A 16605-nucleotide genomic window follows, 5' to 3' on the forward strand; every position below is an offset into this window, starting at 1 on the left:
GATGTGTTTGGTGGTCGGTTTCTGTCTTGTGGGGGTGCATCTCGTGCATGCACAATCGCCCCGCCCGGCGGCCCCTGCTGAGCTCAGTCTGGATGCCATGCGGCAGGCCGTTGCCAATGCCAGCAAGCATGGCGCGCCGTGGAACGGGCCTGAATCAGGCCCTGCGGCACAGCCCGGCGCCACCATCGCGATCATTAGCGAGGACCTGCGCAACGGCGGCATTCTGGGGGTCGGCAAAGGTATTCAGGAAGCGGCAAAGACGATTGGCTGGAAAACCAAAATCTATGACGCTGGCGGTACGCCGGCTGGACGCGCTAGCGCAATTGCCGCAGCATTGGCCTTGAAGCCCGATGGGGTCATTCTGGTCGGGGTCGATGTGAAAGAGGTCCAAGCCCAATTGGGACCCTTTGAAGAACGCAAGATACCCATGGTGGGCTGGCATGTCGGCCCCAATGCTGGCCCGATCGCCGGTAGCCCTATCGCCATGAATGTGTCCACCAATCCCCTGGATGTGGCGCGCATTACCGCGATGGCGGCCGTTGTTGCATCTGAGGGGCGCGCGGGTGTGGTCGTGTTCACAGACAGCAATTTTGAAATTGCCATGGCCAAGTCCAACGCCATGGCGGACATCATCCGGGCTTGCAAGGGCTGCCGTTTGCTGGAAATCAAGGACATGCCAATTTCCAGAAGTGCCGAGCTGATGCCTGCGGCGACGCAAGATTTGCTGAGCCGCCATGGCGCCCAGTGGACCCATGCCCTTGCCATCAACGACATTTATTTTGACTATGCCGCGCCCGAACTCACCCATGCCGGCAAATCGAGCAAAAGCATCAACATGCTTTCCGCCGGCGATGGCAGTGCAGCCGCGTTCTTGCGCATCCGGGCCGGAACATTCCAGACGGGCACAGTGTCCGAACCGCTCAACCTCCATGGCTGGCAGTTGGTCGATGAGTTGAACCGCCTGTTGGCTCACCAACCTGTCAGTGGCTACATTGTTCCGGTGCATTTGGTGACGTCCGACAACATCGCTTTCGACGGTGGTGCCCAGCGCCAGTACGATCCGGACAATGGCTACCGTGCCGTTTACCGTCGCATCTGGAAACGGTGAAAACACGCGTGGACATGTACAGCTGAATATGGGTTTGTCGCTACCCAAGTCTTTGCGCAGCCAATTCATATTGGCCGTCGCGGCACTGGCCATTCTGGTCCTCGCGGGCGGTGTGACCGCTGTGTATGCCTTGCATGTCAATACCAATGCCACCCGGCTGTTGGTTGAAAAACGCTTGGGGCAGATGCAGGATGCGCAAGACCTGGTCCGGAGCACCCTGCTGATTGAACGCGAGGCCTATCAGTTGGCCACGGCTGCATCCGTGGCGGACATGCGCGATAGCTATGCAGGCATCCTTAAACATCTGGAGTCGTTTGACCACACGATAGACCGTCTGGCCGCCACTGACGACGATATCGACGTGCTTGATCTGCATCAGTCCAGCCAGCTGTTTCGCAACACCGTCAACATCGTCGGGCAGCTGCGGGAAGGCGCACTCAAAGCCGCCGGGGCCTCGTCTCCCAACAACGCTGAGTCCGAACAGCAGTTTCATACCGAACTGCGTGAACAGGCCGGACAGATGGTGGAAACGACCCAGGCGCAATCGGATCGCGTGACCCAGGAATACCGGGAGGCCATGCTGACCCTGGCAGAAACCTCTCAAAAGAACCAGCGCTGGGTCACAGTCCTGTTGTCTGCCAGCTTGCTGCTGGCATGGGCGGTTGCCCAGAGTTTTCTGGGTAAGCATGTGCTGGCGCGCCTGGAGCTGGTCAGCGAAAGCTTGCGCAAAACAGAGATTGGAGAGGGCGGTTTTGTGGTTCCGGTGCGGGGCCAGGATGAGATTGGCGCCATGGCGCGAGCCGTTGAGCAATTCCAGGAAGATCGCCGACAACTGGCGTTGGCCAACGCGGCACTGTTGGTCGAGAAAGCTCGGCAGGAAGAACTTATCCGCAAGCTGGCACAAGCCCATAGCCAATTGCTGCAATCGGAAAAACTGGCGTCTATTGGCCAGTTGGCTGCAGGCGTCGCGCATGAAATCAACAACCCTGTGGCCTTTGTGAACTCGAATCTGGGCACTTTGCAGGGCTATGTCGAGGACCTTTTCAAGACCTTAGCTGCTTATGAGCAGAGCGAGAAGGAAATGAGCCCCGCGACACAGAAGGCCATGCGCGACCTGAAGCAGCAGATCGATATCGTCTATCTGCGCGAGGACATGAGCAGCTTGCTGGCCGAGTCGATGAGCGGATTGCAGCGGGTCAAACGCATCGTGCAGGATCTGCGGAATTTTTCCCATGTCGACGCGACTGACAAGCAATGGGCCAATCTGGAAGCTGGCCTCGACAGCACGCTGAACGTGGTGTGGAGCGCGCTCAAGGACAAGGTGGAAGTGCAGAAGGAATACGGTGCGATTCCGGAAATTGAATGCATTCCCTCGCAAATCAACCAAGTGTTCATGAACCTGCTGATCAATGCAGGGCAGGCGATCGAGGGGCGTGGCGTTGTCACCCTGCGCACAGGTTACGACAGCACCCATATCTGGGTAGACGTGCAGGACACGGGCGGTGGCATCCCCCCTGAGAATCTGGACCGCATCTTTGACCCCTTCTTCACGACCAAGCCCGTTGGCACGGGGACGGGGCTGGGCCTCTCCATTGCCTATGGCATTGTCAGCCGGCATGGTGGGCGCATCGAAGTCAACAGCGAACCAGGCAAAGGCGCGACTTTCAGGGTGCTGCTGCCGCGTCAGACTGTTGTTGCATCTGCTGAAACCCATTCGGAAGCGGTCTGACCAAGCCCACTTCCTGAGTCTGCAATGACCTGTATGCACTCACCCATACCGGTACAACCCCATGGACAAGCTCAAGCAACTCGAATCTTTTGTATCCGTCGCCACACGCGGTAGCCTGACTGCTGCGGCCAATGCCGAGGGCGTGGCTCCGGCCATCATGGGGCGGCGCCTGGACGGGCTGGAAGAGCGACTGGGCGTGAAGCTTTTGATCCGCACCACGCGGCGCATCACGCTTACGCATGAAGGCAGCGCCTTTCTGGAAGACTGTCAGCGCATCATTGCCGATGTGGCTAATGCCGAGGCCAGCGTCAGCGCCGGTGGCATCAAGGCCAGTGGCCACCTGCGCATCACCGCGCCGGCCGGCTTTGGCCGCCGCCACGTGGCGCCGCTGGTGCCCAAGTTCCGCGCGATGCACCCCGAGGTCACCGTGTCGCTGAACCTGTCGGACCGCGTGGTGGACATTGCGGGCGAAGGATTTGACTGCGCGGTGCGCGTGGGCGACATGCCCGACTCATCCCTGGTGAGCGTGCGCATGGCCGACAACCGCCGCCTGTGCGTGGCCACACCGGCCTACCTGAAGCGTCACGGCACGCCGCAGACACCGACTGACCTGGCAAAGTTCCACTGCCTCACGCTGTCCAGCGACGCCTCGCAAACCCGGGGCTGGGCGTTCAAGCTGCCCGCTGGGGCCAAGGGCACTGCGGGCAAAGACGGTGAGGTGAGCTACCTCAAGCCTGCTGGCCCGCTGGACTGCAGCGACGGGCAGGTGCTGCACGACTGGTGCCTGGCGGGCCTGGGCATCGCCTGGCGCAGCACCTGGGAGGTGGAGGCCGAAATCGCCGCGGGCCAACTGGTGGCCGTGCTGGAAGACTACGCCGCACCACCCAATGGCATCTACGCCGTCTTCCCCCAGCGCAAGCACCTGCCGCTGCGCGTCCGGTTGTGGATTGATTTCATCAAAGAGCGCTACGGCTCGCCGGGGTTCTGGCAGGCGCTACAAAAATAGTAGCTGCTCGTGCAATGGATACGGGGGCTGGAGGCCAAAAAGCCGGTCTACCTAGGTAGAGCCGGCTTTTCTTCTGAACAGGGCGCGGTTTACTCGGCGTCGTCTTCCGAAGGCACGTCGAATTCGTCTTCCAGCGTGTCGCTTTCCATCATGGCGATCTCGGCGCATTGCACGCCGTTGAGCTGGTGGCGGTAGGCCAGAAAAGCGTGGCGGGCGTTGGCTTCGTCGTCACCTTCATCATCGGCTGCAGCGGCTGCCAAGTGGTGTTTGGCGGCGGCCTGGAAATGGTGGGCTGCCATGCGGTGGTAGTCGCCGATGGTCTCAAAGTCTTCTTCCACCAGGTCGTCTGCAATGGCGTCAGTCACGGGGGCGTTGTCTTGGGTCATTCAGGGCTCGCTTTAGAGTGAAACACGGCGAGATGCCGCGCTCCACAGACTGCGCTTTGGCTATGAACCCTGTGTGACAGCCGAGCAATCTAGCGTTTGCGTTGCTTGGCGTTCCAGTAGGTGAATTCAGGTTCATGCACTTCGACATCCACCTCCATCACCCGTGCTCGCAGACGCTCTTGCACATCGGCCACGGCCCGGTTGTAGACCAGCGGGCCGATTTCTTCCAGGAAGAAGTTCAAGAGGCCACCTGCCGCCACATTGCCGATGGGCTCGTCCATGTACTCGCGGAAGTAGCGTTCTATCGATGCAATGGCCTGCGGCCGGAGTTCTTTGGGGATATCAATGGCCATGGCGTTGTACTAATTCGCTATAAATTCAGGAGCTGCTTGCGCACAAACTGCGGGCGCTAGAGGCCGATTTGACCTGTAAATCAGGCCTTGCCAAACTCGGCGCCCAGTTCACCCGCGCGCTTTTGCGCGGCAAACAGGGCCTTGGCAAACAGGGCCTTCACACCGCTTTCGTCCATGGAGGTGATGGCCGCATAGGTGGTGCCGCCCTTGGAGGTGACCTTGGCGCGCAAGGTCTCGGGCGAATCTGTGGACGCACGGGCCAGTTCACCCGCGCCGATGAAGGTGGCCACGGCCAGCTGGTAGGCCTGTTCGCGTTCGAGGCCCATCTGGGCGCCAGCCTCGGTCATGGCCTCCATGAAATAGAACATATAGGCCGGGCCCGATCCGCTGATGGCAGTCACCGCGTCCAGCTGCGCCTCGGCAGTCAGCCACACGGTGGCGCCCGTGGTGGCGATCACCTCGTCGGCCCAATCCTTGTCGGCCTGGGTGACGGCAGGGCGGGCGTACAACGCGGTGATGCCCTTGCCAATCAGTGCAGGCGTGTTGGGCATGGTGCGGATGATGCGCTCGCTGCCCAGCCACTGCGCAATGCTGCTGCTGGGAATGCCGGCCGCCACGCTGAGGTGCAGCGCGCCGGTGTTGTGCGCGGCCACGGCGGCAGCGGCGTCCTTGAAGGTTTGCGGCTTCACAGCCCAGACGATGAGGTCGGCGTTGACGAGAAACGCACCAGCCTCAGCCTGCGCGGCAATGCCAAAGTCGGCCTGCAAGCGCTCGCGCGCTTCGGCCCAGGGTTCCACCACATCGATATCGCTGGCTGCAAAGCCCTGGCGGAGCAGCCCGCCGATGATGGCGCTGGCCATATTGCCGCCGCCGATGAATGCAATGCGCTTGCCCATGGTGTGTCCTCTGAAAATGGTGCTGTGGTGTGGAGCGTCTGAGTCTATCCAAAGGCGCCCACCCAGGGCCAACAGCGGCTTACAGCGTGGTTTGCCGCACCGCGTGTTCCCAGCGGTCCATCAGCTCCCTGGCCCGCGCCGGGGGAAGGGTCGGCAAGAAGCGCCGTTCGGCTTTCCACAGGTCGGTCAGCTCACTGGTGCTGCCGTAGACACCGGTGGTCAGGCCGGCCAGGTAAGCCGCGCCCAGGGCGGTGGTCTCGGTGATCTCGGGGCGCACCACCGGAATGCCCAGCAAGTCCGCCTGGAACTGCATGAGCAAATCGTTCACACAGGCCCCCCCGTCCACGCGCAGTTCAGACACCTGCGCACCGCCCGCGCGCACGGCGTCGCGGCTCATGGCTTGCAGCAGCGCGGCACTTTGGAATGCTATGCTTTCGAGAGCAGCCCGTGCAATGTGGGCAAGGGTTGAGCCCCGGGTCAGGCCTGTAATGGAGCCTCGTGCGTCGGGTTTCCAGTAGGGCGCGCCCAAGCCGGTGAAGGCGGGCACCACAATCACGCCGCCCGAGTCCGGCACGCTTTGCGCCAGGCTTTGCACCTCGCCACTGCCCTGGATGGCATGCAGCCCGTCGCGCAGCCACTGCACCACGGCGCCGCCCACAAACACGCTGCCCTCCAGTGCGAACTCGGGCTTCACGGTGGTTTGCGCAGCGCTGGTGGTGATGAGACCGTTCTCAGACGTCTGAAAGGTATGGCCCGTGTGCATGAGCATGAAGCAGCCCGTGCCGTAGGTGTTCTTCACCATGCCTGCCTTGAAGCAGGCCTGGCCAAACAGCGCGCTTTGCTGGTCACCGGCCACACCGCCAATCGGAATCGCCTGCCCCAGCAGCGCGGGCACCACCTCGCCAAACACCGAGGCAGAAGGCTGCACCGACGGCATCAGGCTGGCGGGAATGTCTAGCGCGGCCAACAGGTCTTCATCCCACAGGTTGGTGTGCACATTGAAGAGCATGGTGCGCGAGGCATTGCTCACGTCGGTGGCGTGCACGCGGCCTTCGGTCAGCTGCCAGATCAGCCAGCTGTCGATGGTGCCAAAGGCCAGCTCGCCGTTGGCGGCCTGCGCGCGCGCGCCGGGCACCTGGTCCAGGATCCACTTGAGCTTGGTGCCCGAAAAGTAGGCGTCCACCAGCAGGCCGGTCTTGTCGCGGATGGTGTCGGCCAGACCTCGCGCGCGCAGTTCCACACAGGTGGGCTCGGCGCGGCGGTCTTGCCAGACGATGGCGTGGTGGATGGGCTGGCCGGTCTTGCGGTTCCACACCACGGTGGTCTCACGCTGGTTGGTAATGCCCACGGCCTTCACCTGCGCCGCGGTGATGCCGGCCTGGGCCAGTGCCTCACGCGCCGTGGCGAGCTGGATGCGCCAGATCTCCAGCGCGTCGTGCTCCACCCAACCGGGCTGGGGGTAAATCTGGGCCAGCTCCTTTTGCGCCATGGCGACTGTGCGGCCGCTGGGGTCGAACACGATGCTGCGGGAGCTGGAGGTGCCTTGGTCGAGGGCGAGCAGGTAGGTCATGGCAATCAGGGGTTCAAAAAATCAAGACTGACGAATCAGGGTAGCGCCACGTCCAGACGCACTTGGGCGTCGGCCAGCAGGGTGGCAAAGGGGTCGGGCGGTGGGGCGTCGGTGAATAGCCGGTCGATCTGTGACAGCGTGGCCACCTCCACCATGGCGGGGCGGTTGAATTTGCTGATGTCGGCCGCCAGCCAGACTTCGCGCGCATGCGAAATGATGGTTTGCGCCACTTTCACCTCTCGGTAGTCGTAGTCGCGCAACGTGCCATCGGCCTCGATGCCCGAGATGCCGATGAGCGCCAGGTCCACCTTGAACTGGCGAATGAAGTCCACCGCCGCTTCACCCACGATGCCTTGGTCGCGCCCGCGCACCACACCGCCCACCACGATGACTTCGCACTTCGGGTTGGTGCTCAGGATGCTGGCCACGTTCAGGTTGTTGGTGATCACGCGCAGGCCGCTGTGGTGCAGCAGCGCGCGTGCAATGGCCTCGGTGGTGGTGCCGATGTTGAGGATCAGCGAGCAGTCATTGGGCACCACAGCCGCCACTGCGCGCGCAATGCGCGATTTGCCTTCGGCGTTCAGGCTTTCGCGCTGCTGGTGGGCAATGTTCTCGGTGGTGGAGCTGGGCACCCGCACCCCACCGTGGAAGCGCGCCAGCATGCCCTCGTCAGCCAGGCGCTGCACATCGCGCCGCACGGTCTGCAGGGTCACACCCAAGGTCTCCGCCAATTGCTCCACGGTGACAGAGCCTTGGGCCTGGACGACGGAGAGCAGGGTGAGTTGTCGGGGGTTGGGTTGCATGGTGTGTTTTTACCCCGAATCGCCGGGACGGCCAGACTGTAAAACGAATCAAAAGGAATATTTATAGGGTTAATACCAAGATAAAACGAATCGAAACGAACAATAATTCTCGAATTCGAAAATCATCCCGGTTCTCTATGCAACAAGAAAAGGTGGCGTGATGCAGTTGACTCTGGAAGGCATCAGCAAAAAAGTGGGGCCGCAGACCTGGCTGTATGACATGAGCCTGGCACCGCGCAGTGGTGCGGTGACGGTGCTGCTAGGGGCTACCCAGGCTGGGAAGACCAGCCTGATGCGCATCATGGCGGGGCTGGATGCGCCCAGCGCCGGCCAGGTGCGCGTGGATGGAGCAGATGTGACCGGCATGCCCGTGCGTGAACGCAACGTGGCCATGGTCTACCAGCAGTTCATCAATTACCCCTCGCTCAAGGTGCGCGACAACATTGCCTCGCCGCTGAAGCTGCGCGGCGAAAAAAATGTGGACCAGCGCGTGCGCGAACTGGCTACCAAGCTGCACATCGAGATGTTTCTGGACCGCTACCCCGCCGAACTGTCGGGCGGCCAGCAGCAGCGCGTGGCCCTGGCCCGTGCGCTGGCCAAGGGCGCACCACTGATGCTGCTGGACGAGCCACTGGTGAATTTGGACTACAAGTTGCGCGAAGAATTGCGCGACGAACTGACGGCCCTGTTTGCTGCGGGTGATTCCACCGTGATCTACGCCACTACCGAACCCGGCGAAGCCCTGCTGCTGGGCGGCTACACCGCGGTGCTGGATGCGGGTGAGCTGCTGCAGTACGGCCCCACGGCCGAGGTGTTTCACGCGCCCCAATCGATTCGCGTAGCGCGTGCCTTCAGCGACCCCCCGATGAACTTGCTGGCCGCAAGTGTCGCGTCCACAGGCGTGCAATTGGCCAACGGACCACACATTGGATTGGCCCTACCACCTACCAAGTCGGCGACGCTGACGGTGGGCATGCGTGCCAGTGCGCTGCGGGTGCGTGCCCAAGAGGGTGATGTGGCCCTGGTGGGTACGGTGGAGCTGGCCGAGATCTCGGGCACTGACACTTTTGTGCACTTCGAGACGCCGCTGGGCGAACTGGTGGCGCAGTTGACCGGGGTGCACCACTTTGACCTGGGCCAGCCTTGCACTTTCTTCTTCAACCCCGCGCAGGTCTACGTATTCGATGCGCAGGGCATGTTGCTACTGGCCCCCGTGCGCGGCAAAGGACGCTGATATGGCACGCATAGAACTTGACTTGGCCCACGCCTACCGGGCCAACCCGCAGCAGGACAGCGACTACGCGCTGCTGCCGCTGAAAATGACCTTTGAAGATGGCGGTGCCTACGCACTGCTGGGCCCTTCGGGCTGCGGCAAGACCACCCTGCTCAACATCATGTCGGGCCTGGTCACGCCTTCGCAAGGCACGGTGCTGTTTGACGGCCAGGATGTCACGCGTGCCACACCGCAGCAGCGCAATATCGCGCAGGTGTTCCAGTTCCCGGTGATCTACGACACCATGACCGTGGCCGAGAATCTGGCTTTCCCGCTGCGCAACCGCAAGATGCCGGCCGACCAGATCAAGAAGCGCGTGGGCGTGATTGCAGAGATGTTGGAGATGAGCGGCCAGCTCAACCAGCGCGCTGCCGGACTTGCCGCTGACGCCAAACAAAAGATCTCGCTGGGCCGTGGCCTGGTGCGCCCTGATGTGTCGGCCGTGCTGTTTGACGAGCCCCTCACGGTGATTGACCCGCACCTGAAATGGCAGCTGCGCCGCAAGCTCAAGCAGATCCACCATGAGCTCAAGCTCACGCTGATTTATGTGACCCACGACCAGGTGGAGGCCCTGACCTTTGCCGAGCAGGTGGTGGTGATGACGCGCGGCCGCGCCGTGCAGGTGGGCTCAGCGGCCGATTTGTTCGAGCGCCCCAGCCACACCTTTGTAGGCCACTTCATTGGTTCGCCAGGCATGAACTTTCTGCCCGGTCGCAATGCCGATGGTGACTTTCATACCGCCGGTGCCGTGGTGGCGCTGCCGCACTCCCGGCCGTTGGCCAATGGCGAATTCAAGCTGGGTGTGCGCCCCGAGTACGTCAGTGTGGCCGGTGCGAATGCTCCCGGCGCCCTGCCCATGACCGTGACCCAGGTGCAGGACGTGGGGACGCACGTGATCGTGAGCGCAGCGCGCGAAGGCCACACCATCAAAGCCCGCCTGGCGGCCGACGCCGCACAGATCTCCGCTGGTGACAGCGTGTGGCTGCAGGTGATGGGTGAACACACCTGCTTCTACCAAAACGAGGAGATCGTGGCATGAGCACCACCACTAAACCGGTCAACCAGCGCGCCTGGTTTTTGATTCTGCCCATGCTGATTTGCGTGGCCTTCTCGGCCATCGTGCCGCTGATGGTGGTGGTGAACTATTCGGTGCAAGACATCATCTCGCCCGAGCGCCGCGTGTTTGTGGGCACCGAGTGGTTCGCAGCCATCATGCGTGACGAAGAGCTGCACGGTGCGCTGCTGCGCCAGATCACCTATTCGTTTGCGGTGCTGGCGGTCGAGCTGCCTCTGGGCATTCTTCTGGCGCTGTCCATGCCGGCCCAGGGCTGGAAGTCGTCCGCCGTGCTGGTGATTGTGTCGCTCTCACTGCTGATTCCCTGGAACGTGGTGGGCACCATCTGGCAAATTTTTGGCCGTACCGACATCGGGCTGATGGGCGCTGCCTTGCAAGGCCTTGGCATTGAATACAGCTACACCGGCAATGCGGCGCATGCGTGGCTCACGGTGTTGCTCATGGACGTATGGCACTGGACGCCCCTGGTAGCGCTGCTGGGCTATGCAGGGCTGCGCTCCATCCCCGATGCGTATTACCAGGCTGCCAGCATTGATGGTGCCAGCAAGCTGGATGTGTTTCGCTATGTGCAGCTGCCCAAGATGCGTGGTGTGCTGATGATTGCGGTGCTGCTGCGCTTCATGGACAGCTTCATGATTTATACAGAGCCTTTTGTGCTCACGGGCGGTGGACCAGGCAACTCAACCACCTTCTTGTCACAGTTCCTCACACAAAAGGCCGTGGGTCAGTTTGACCTGGGACCCGCCGCCGCGTTCTCGCTGATCTATTTCCTGATCATCTTGTTGATGTGCTTTATTTTGTACAACTGGATGCAGCGCGTCGGCACCCAGGCTAAGGAGGGTGGCCATGACTAAACCCAAGTTTCAAAAGCGCTCGCTGTTCATGCTGGCGTACATCGTGTTTGCCCTGCTGCCCATCTACTGGATGGTCAACATGTCGTTCAAGACGAACAACGAGATCCTAGCGGGCTTCACACTGTTCCCGGATCACTTTACCTGGGACAACTACAAGACCATCCTGACGGACCCGGCCTGGTATTCGGGCTACATCAACAGCCTGATCTATGTGGGCATCAACACCGTCATTTCCTTGACCGTGGCCTTACCCGCAGCCTACGCGTTTTCGCGCTACAGCTTTCTTGGTGACAAGCATGTGTTCTTCTGGTTGCTGACCAACCGCATGACGCCGCCCGCGGTGTTTCTGCTGCCATTCTTCCAGCTCTACACCTCGGTGGGATTGATGGATACGCACATTGCGGTAGCGCTGGTGCACCTGTTGTTCAACGTGCCGTTGGCGGTGTGGATTCTGGAAGGTTTCATGAGTGGCATCCCGCGCGAAATTGACGAGACCGCCTACATCGACGGCTATTCGTTTCCGCGCTTCTTCATCCGCATTTACATCCCGCTGATCAAGGCCGGTGTGGGCGTGGCGGCGTTCTTCTGCTTCATGTTCAGCTGGGTGGAGCTGCTATTGGCACGCACCTTGACTAGCGTGAACGCCAAGCCGATTGCCGCGACCATGACCCGTACCGTCTCGGCATCGGGCATGGACTGGGCCACGCTGGCGGCGGCCGGCGTGCTGACCATCGTGCCAGGTGCCATCGTTATCTGGTTTGTTCGCAACTACATCGCGAAGGGTTTCGCGATGGGCCGTGTTTGAGAGGACCGCACGATGTTTGATTGGATGGCTTGGACCACGCCGGTGGCCGTATTTTTCTGCTGCATCGCACTGATGCTGGTGGGCATGACCGTGTGGGAAATCAAATCGCCCACCATTTCTCGCAAGGGTTTCCTGCCCATGGAGACCACGCGCGGCGACCGTCTGTTTGTCGGGCTGCTGAGTGCGGCCTATGTGAATCTGGCGTTTGTGGGCATCAGCGGACGCCTGGTCGAGTGGATGGGCCTGGAGTCCGAGCCCTCGATCTGGATCAGCTTTGTGCTCTCCATGGCCTTGTTGGGGCTGGTGATGCGCAAGGGCTGACCTCTCTTTTCAAAGGTTCGGCTTATCTCCCCTGGGGCCGCGCCATTCTTTCAAACAGGGGTTAATCAGACCGAGGAGATTGACAATGAAATTGAGATATTCCGTATTGGCCGTCGCCATGGCGTGCGCCGTGGGAACCCAAGGGTGGGCGGATGAAGCGGCTGCCAAGAAATGGATCGACAGCGAGTTCCAGCCTTCCACCTTGAGCAAGGACCAGCAGGCTGCGGAGCTGAAGTGGTTCATCGAAGCGGCCAAGAAGCTGCAGGCCAAGGGCGTGAAGGAAATTTCCGTGGTGTCCGAGACCATCTCCACCCACGAATACGAATCCAAGACACTGGCCAAGGCCTTTGAAGAAATCACCGGCATCAAGGTCAAGCACGACCTGATCGGTGAAGGCGACGTGGTGGAAAAGCTGCAAACCTCCATGCAATCCGGCAAGTCCATTTATGACGGCTGGATCACCGACTCCGATCTGATCGGTACCCACTACCGCTACGGCAAGATCATGAATCTGACCGACTACATGGCGGGTTCTGGCAAAGAGTGGACCAACCCCGGTTTGGATATCAAGGATTTCATCGGCACCAGTTTCACCACCGGTCCCGACAAGAAGCTGTACCAACTGCCCGACCAACAGTTCGCCAACCTGTACTGGTTCCGTGCTGATTTGTTCGAGAAACCCGAGCTGAAAGCCAAGTTCAAGGCCAAGTACGGCTACGAGTTGGGCGTGCCCTTGAACTGGAGTGCCTACGAAGACATCGCCGCGTTCTTCAGCGAAGACGTCAAGACCATCGACGGCAAGCCTATCTATGGCCACATGGACTACGGCAAGAAAGATCCTTCCCTGGGCTGGCGCTTCACCGACGCATGGTTGTCCATGGCCGGTACGGCTGACGTGGGCATTCCCAACGGCAAGCCTGTGGACGAGTGGGGCATTCGCGCTTCCGCTGACGGCTGCACACCACAAGGCGCGTCCGTGTCTCGCGGCGGTGCGACCAACTCGCCAGCCGCCGTGTACGCATTGACCAAGTACATCGACTGGATGAAGAAGTACTCGCCCAAGGAAGCCATTGGCATGACCTTCGGCGAAGCCGGCCCCGTGCCTGCGCAAGGCCAGATCGCCCAGCAAATCTTCTGGTACACCGCCTTCACCGCCGACATGATCAAGCCCGGCTTGCCTGTGGTGAATGCCGACGGCACACCCAAGTGGCGCATGGCCCCCGGACCTAACGGCCCGTACTGGAAGCAAGGCATGCAAAACGGCTACCAGGACGTGGGTTCCTGGACGTTCTTCAAGGACCACGATGCCAACAAGGTAGCCGCTGCCTGGTTATACGCCCAGTTCGTGACCGCCAAGACCACGTCGCTGAAGAAGACCACCGTGGGCCTGACGCCTATCCGCGAGTCCGACATTCAGTCCAAGGCCATGACCGACATGGCACCCAAGCTCGGTGGCCTGGTGGAGTTCTACCGCAGCCCTGCGCGCGTGGCATGGACCCCCACCGGCACCAACGTGCCGGATTACCCCAAGTTGGCCCAGCTCTGGTGGAAGAACGTGGCTGTTGCGGTGACCGGTGAGAAGACCCCGCAAGCAGCCATGGACAACCTGGCCGAAGAGATGGACGGCGTGATGGGCCGCCTGGAGCGCTCTGGCATGGCCGTGTGCCCACCCAAACTCAACCCCAAGAGCAGCCCCGACAAGTGGCTGAGCGACAAGGGTGCGCCATGGAAGAAGCTGGCCAACGAGAAGCCTAAGGGTGAGACCATTGCGTACGACACTTTGTTGAACGCATGGAAAAACGGCAAGGTTCGCTAATTCGCGAGCAGTAGAGTAACGGCCATGCAGGAACTTCCTGCATGGCCGTTGTTCACAAGGTTCTTTCAGCGGGTTCTGGGTGCTGTGCCCGCCCGCTGTCCATTTAAAAGATATTTATGGCCATTGACGCGCCCCCTCTCCCCACCCTGCGTGAAGACCTGATTGCGCGCTTGGCGCAAGACCGCACGTATGACATTGCTGTCGTCGGCGGCGGTGCCACCGGTCTGGGTGTAGCGCTGGATGCCGCGGCGCGCGGCTTCAGTGTGGTGCTGATCGATTCGCATGATTTTGCCAAGGGCACTTCATCGCGGGCGACCAAACTGGTGCATGGTGGCGTGCGCTATCTGGCCCAAGGCAATATTTCCCTGGTGCGCGAGGCGCTGCATGAGCGCACCACCTTGCTGAACAATGCCCCGCATCTGGCGCAACCGCTACCCTTTGTGATGCCCTCCTACCAATGGTGGGAGACCCCGTTTTATGGGGCCGGACTGGTGGCCTATGACGCCCTGGCGGGCAAGGCTGGTTTGGGCAAGACCCAGTTTCTCGGGCGTGATGCCACCCTCAAGCTGTTGCCCACCGCCCGTGCCCAGGGCCTTAAGGGTGGTGTGAAGTACTGGGACGGACAGTTCAACGACGCCCGCCTGGCCCTGGCCCTGGCGCGCACGGCGGCTACCAAAGGCGCGCTGCTGGTGAACTACTGCCGGGCGGCGGACCTTCTCTATATAGATAACAAGGTGCAGGGTGTCTTGTGCGAAGACACGCTGACTGGCAAGCAATACCCGGTGAAAGCGCACTGCGTGGTCAATGCCACAGGCGTGTGGGTCGATGAGCTGCGGCAAAAAGACGGGGATGCCAATGCAGGAGACGGCCGCAAGCCCACCAAGCCCATGGTGGCGCCCAGCCAGGGCGTCCACATCGTGGTGGACCGTGAGTTTCTGGGCGGTGACACCGCGCTCATGGTGCCTAAAACTGCCGATGGCCGGGTGCTGTTTGCGGTGCCGTGGCTGGGCAAGGTCATCCTGGGTACCACGGATACACCGCGCCATGACCTGGCGCGCGAGCCACTGGCCTTTGAGGAAGAAATTGAGTTCATCCTGACCGAATCGGCACGCTACCTGCGCCGAGCGCCCACACGGGCGGATGTCAAAAGCATCTGGGTGGGTTTGCGGCCTTTGGTTAAACCTCAAGATGACGAAGGTAACAATACCAAGGGCATCAGCCGGGAGCACACCGTGCTGGTGAGCCGCAGCGGGCTGGTCACGGTGACTGGTGGCAAATGGACCACCTACCGGGCCATGGCCGAGGACGTGCTCGAGAAATGTGCAGAAAAGCAGCTGCTACCCCCGCGTCCGCAGGGCGCGACGGTGCGTCTGAAGCTGGTAGGGGCCACGAAGGGCGGGTCGGCCGTGCAGTCCATTTGTTTGCCCCCAGGGCTGCCTAGCTACGGTGACGAGCAAAGCGTAGTGGCCCGCATGCCAGGGGCCAGCGTCGAGCTAGCGCCGGGGTTGACCGAGGGCATGGTGCGCTTTGCCGCCCGCTATGAATATGCGTTGACCGTGGAAGATGTGCTGGCCCGCCGCTCGCGCCTGCTCTTCCTCGATGCAGCCCTGGCAAGCTCTCTGGCGCCGCGGGTTGCCGAAATCCTTGCGGAAGAGACCGGCTTGCCGCCTCAGGAGGCAGAATTTAAGGCGTTGGCACAACAATATTTGTTGATTGCGCCTTAAAAGGTGTTGACAGTCCATAGAACAGGGGGCACAATCGTGGGCTTCGCTTGAAAAAGTATGAAGGTTCTGCCCAAATGAATGCAGCATGAGTGGTTTGTGCTGCAAACAGCGGGCCCAAGACTGACTGGACGAGGGTGTTTGCCGTAGTGGTAAATGCAATCTCTGGTGCAAGTTGGGAATATTGAAATGATCCAAACTGAATCTCGATTGGAAGTCGCCGACAACACCGGCGCTAAGTCCGTCCTTTGCATCAAGGTGCTGGGTGGTTCTAAGCGTCGCTATGCAAGCGTTGGCGACATCATCAAAGTTAGCATCAAAGAAGCCGCTCCCCGTGGCCGCGTCAAAAAAGGCGAGGTTTACAGTGCTGTGGTCGTTCGTACTGCCAAGGGCATCCGCCGTGGCGACGGTTCTTTGGTGAAATTCGACGGCAACGCAGCAGTGTTGCTCAATGCCAAGCTGGAGCCCATTGGCACCCGCATCTTTGGACCAGTGACGCGCGAGCTGCGCACTGAAAAGTTCATGAAGATCGTGTCCTTGGCTCCTGAAGTTTTGTAAGGACCCGCCATGAACAAGATTCGCAAAGGCGATCAAATCATCGTTATCGCAGGTCGCGATAAGGGCAAGCGCGGAGTTATCTCCCTGCGTAAAGACGACTCTCACGTAGTTGTCGATGGTATTAACTTGGTGAAGAAGCACACCAAGCCAAACCCCATGAAGGGCACAACCGGCGGCATCGTTGAAAAGACCATGCCTATTCACCAATCCAACGTGGCTATTTTCAATGCCGCGACTGGCAAGGCTGACCGTGTTGGTATCAAGGTGCTGGCTGACGGCAAACGCGTTCGCGTTTACAAGTCCAGCGGCGAAGAAATCAAGGTGGCATAAC

17 protein-coding genes are annotated in these 16605 nt (G+C 60.9%); 12 read left to right on the forward strand and 5 right to left on the reverse strand.

Going from position 1 to position 16605, the window contains the following annotated elements:
• Position 1: 1 nt before the first annotated feature.
• The 3 genes from AC1DZ5_RS09790 to AC1DZ5_RS09800 all read left to right on the forward strand — a co-directional run bounded on the left by AC1DZ5_RS09790 (position 2) and on the right by AC1DZ5_RS09800 (position 3843).
• The gene (locus tag AC1DZ5_RS09790) at positions 2 to 1108 is read left to right on the forward strand and encodes a substrate-binding domain-containing protein (protein ID WP_477888842.1); all 1107 of its coding nucleotides are present in this window, start codon (positions 2 to 4) and stop codon (positions 1106 to 1108) included.
• Positions 1041 to 2837: an ATP-binding protein gene (locus AC1DZ5_RS09795; RefSeq protein WP_477888523.1), complete on the forward strand. Its 1797-nt coding sequence runs from the start codon at positions 1041 to 1043 to the stop codon at positions 2835 to 2837. Before AC1DZ5_RS09790 ends, AC1DZ5_RS09795 begins: the two co-directional genes overlap by 68 nt.
• Before the next feature lie 61 nt (positions 2838 to 2898).
• Complete coding sequence (locus tag AC1DZ5_RS09800) at positions 2899 to 3843, forward strand: LysR family transcriptional regulator (protein ID WP_477888525.1); 945 nt, start codon at positions 2899 to 2901, stop codon at positions 3841 to 3843.
• A gap of 89 nt (positions 3844 to 3932) precedes the next feature.
• On the opposite strand, the gene AC1DZ5_RS09805 is transcribed toward AC1DZ5_RS09800, so the two are convergent.
• The 5 genes from AC1DZ5_RS09805 to AC1DZ5_RS09825 form a co-directional block, all read right to left on the reverse strand.
• Positions 3933 to 4229: a hypothetical protein gene (locus AC1DZ5_RS09805; protein WP_477888527.1), complete on the reverse strand. Its 297-nt coding sequence runs from the start codon at positions 4227 to 4229 to the stop codon at positions 3933 to 3935.
• Between the two features lie 89 nt (positions 4230 to 4318).
• Positions 4319 to 4582, reverse strand: a complete 264-nt coding sequence (locus AC1DZ5_RS09810) for a DUF2164 domain-containing protein (protein WP_477888529.1) — start codon at positions 4580 to 4582, stop codon at positions 4319 to 4321.
• Positions 4583 to 4662: 80 nt separating this feature from the next.
• The gene (gene proC, locus AC1DZ5_RS09815; protein WP_477888531.1) at positions 4663 to 5478 is read right to left on the reverse strand and encodes a pyrroline-5-carboxylate reductase; all 816 of its coding nucleotides are present in this window, start codon (positions 5476 to 5478) and stop codon (positions 4663 to 4665) included.
• 79 nt (positions 5479 to 5557) lie between these two features.
• Entirely contained in the window at positions 5558 to 7048 is a 1491-nt protein-coding gene (gene glpK, locus AC1DZ5_RS09820) for a glycerol kinase GlpK (protein ID WP_477888533.1), read from the reverse strand.
• 35 nt (positions 7049 to 7083) lie between these two features.
• A complete protein-coding gene (locus tag AC1DZ5_RS09825) occupies positions 7084 to 7851 on the reverse strand; it encodes a DeoR/GlpR family DNA-binding transcription regulator (RefSeq protein ID WP_477888535.1) in 768 nt (255 codons plus the stop codon).
• A gap of 160 nt (positions 7852 to 8011) precedes the next feature.
• Here AC1DZ5_RS09825 and AC1DZ5_RS09830 point away from each other — a divergent pair, with 160 nt between their 5' ends.
• The 9 genes from AC1DZ5_RS09830 (at position 8012) to rplX (ending at position 16604) form a co-directional block, all read left to right on the forward strand.
• Positions 8012 to 9085: an ABC transporter ATP-binding protein gene (locus tag AC1DZ5_RS09830; protein WP_477888537.1), complete on the forward strand. Its 1074-nt coding sequence runs from the start codon at positions 8012 to 8014 to the stop codon at positions 9083 to 9085.
• A 1-nt stretch (position 9086) separates the two neighbouring features.
• Positions 9087 to 10163 (forward strand): ABC transporter ATP-binding protein, encoded by a 1077-nt coding sequence (locus AC1DZ5_RS09835; RefSeq protein WP_477888539.1) that lies wholly within the window; start codon positions 9087 to 9089, stop codon positions 10161 to 10163.
• Positions 10160 to 11053, forward strand: a complete 894-nt coding sequence (locus tag AC1DZ5_RS09840) for a carbohydrate ABC transporter permease (RefSeq protein ID WP_477888541.1) — start codon at positions 10160 to 10162, stop codon at positions 11051 to 11053. Before AC1DZ5_RS09835 ends, AC1DZ5_RS09840 begins: the two co-directional genes overlap by 4 nt.
• Positions 11046 to 11858, forward strand: coding sequence for a carbohydrate ABC transporter permease (locus AC1DZ5_RS09845; RefSeq protein ID WP_296467876.1), 813 nt, complete (start codon positions 11046 to 11048; stop codon positions 11856 to 11858). Before AC1DZ5_RS09840 ends, AC1DZ5_RS09845 begins: the two co-directional genes overlap by 8 nt.
• Positions 11859 to 11870: 12 nt before the next feature.
• Positions 11871 to 12179: a DUF2160 domain-containing protein gene (locus AC1DZ5_RS09850; RefSeq protein WP_477888544.1), complete on the forward strand. Its 309-nt coding sequence runs from the start codon at positions 11871 to 11873 to the stop codon at positions 12177 to 12179.
• An 85-nt stretch (positions 12180 to 12264) separates the two neighbouring features.
• Positions 12265 to 13995, forward strand: coding sequence for an ABC transporter substrate-binding protein (locus AC1DZ5_RS09855; RefSeq protein ID WP_477888546.1), 1731 nt, complete (start codon positions 12265 to 12267; stop codon positions 13993 to 13995).
• 116 nt (positions 13996 to 14111) lie between these two features.
• A complete protein-coding gene (locus AC1DZ5_RS09860; RefSeq protein WP_477888548.1) occupies positions 14112 to 15719 on the forward strand; it encodes a glycerol-3-phosphate dehydrogenase/oxidase in 1608 nt (535 codons plus the stop codon).
• 186 nt (positions 15720 to 15905) lie between these two features.
• A complete protein-coding gene (rplN, locus tag AC1DZ5_RS09865; RefSeq protein WP_007861702.1) occupies positions 15906 to 16274 on the forward strand; it encodes a 50S ribosomal protein L14 in 369 nt (122 codons plus the stop codon).
• A gap of 9 nt (positions 16275 to 16283) precedes the next feature.
• The gene (rplX, locus tag AC1DZ5_RS09870) at positions 16284 to 16604 is read left to right on the forward strand and encodes a 50S ribosomal protein L24 (protein ID WP_477888550.1); all 321 of its coding nucleotides are present in this window, start codon (positions 16284 to 16286) and stop codon (positions 16602 to 16604) included.
• The last annotated feature ends 1 nt before the right edge of the window (position 16605 follow it).

It is taken from the genome of Rhodoferax sp. P1_F3 (assembly GCF_056405715.1).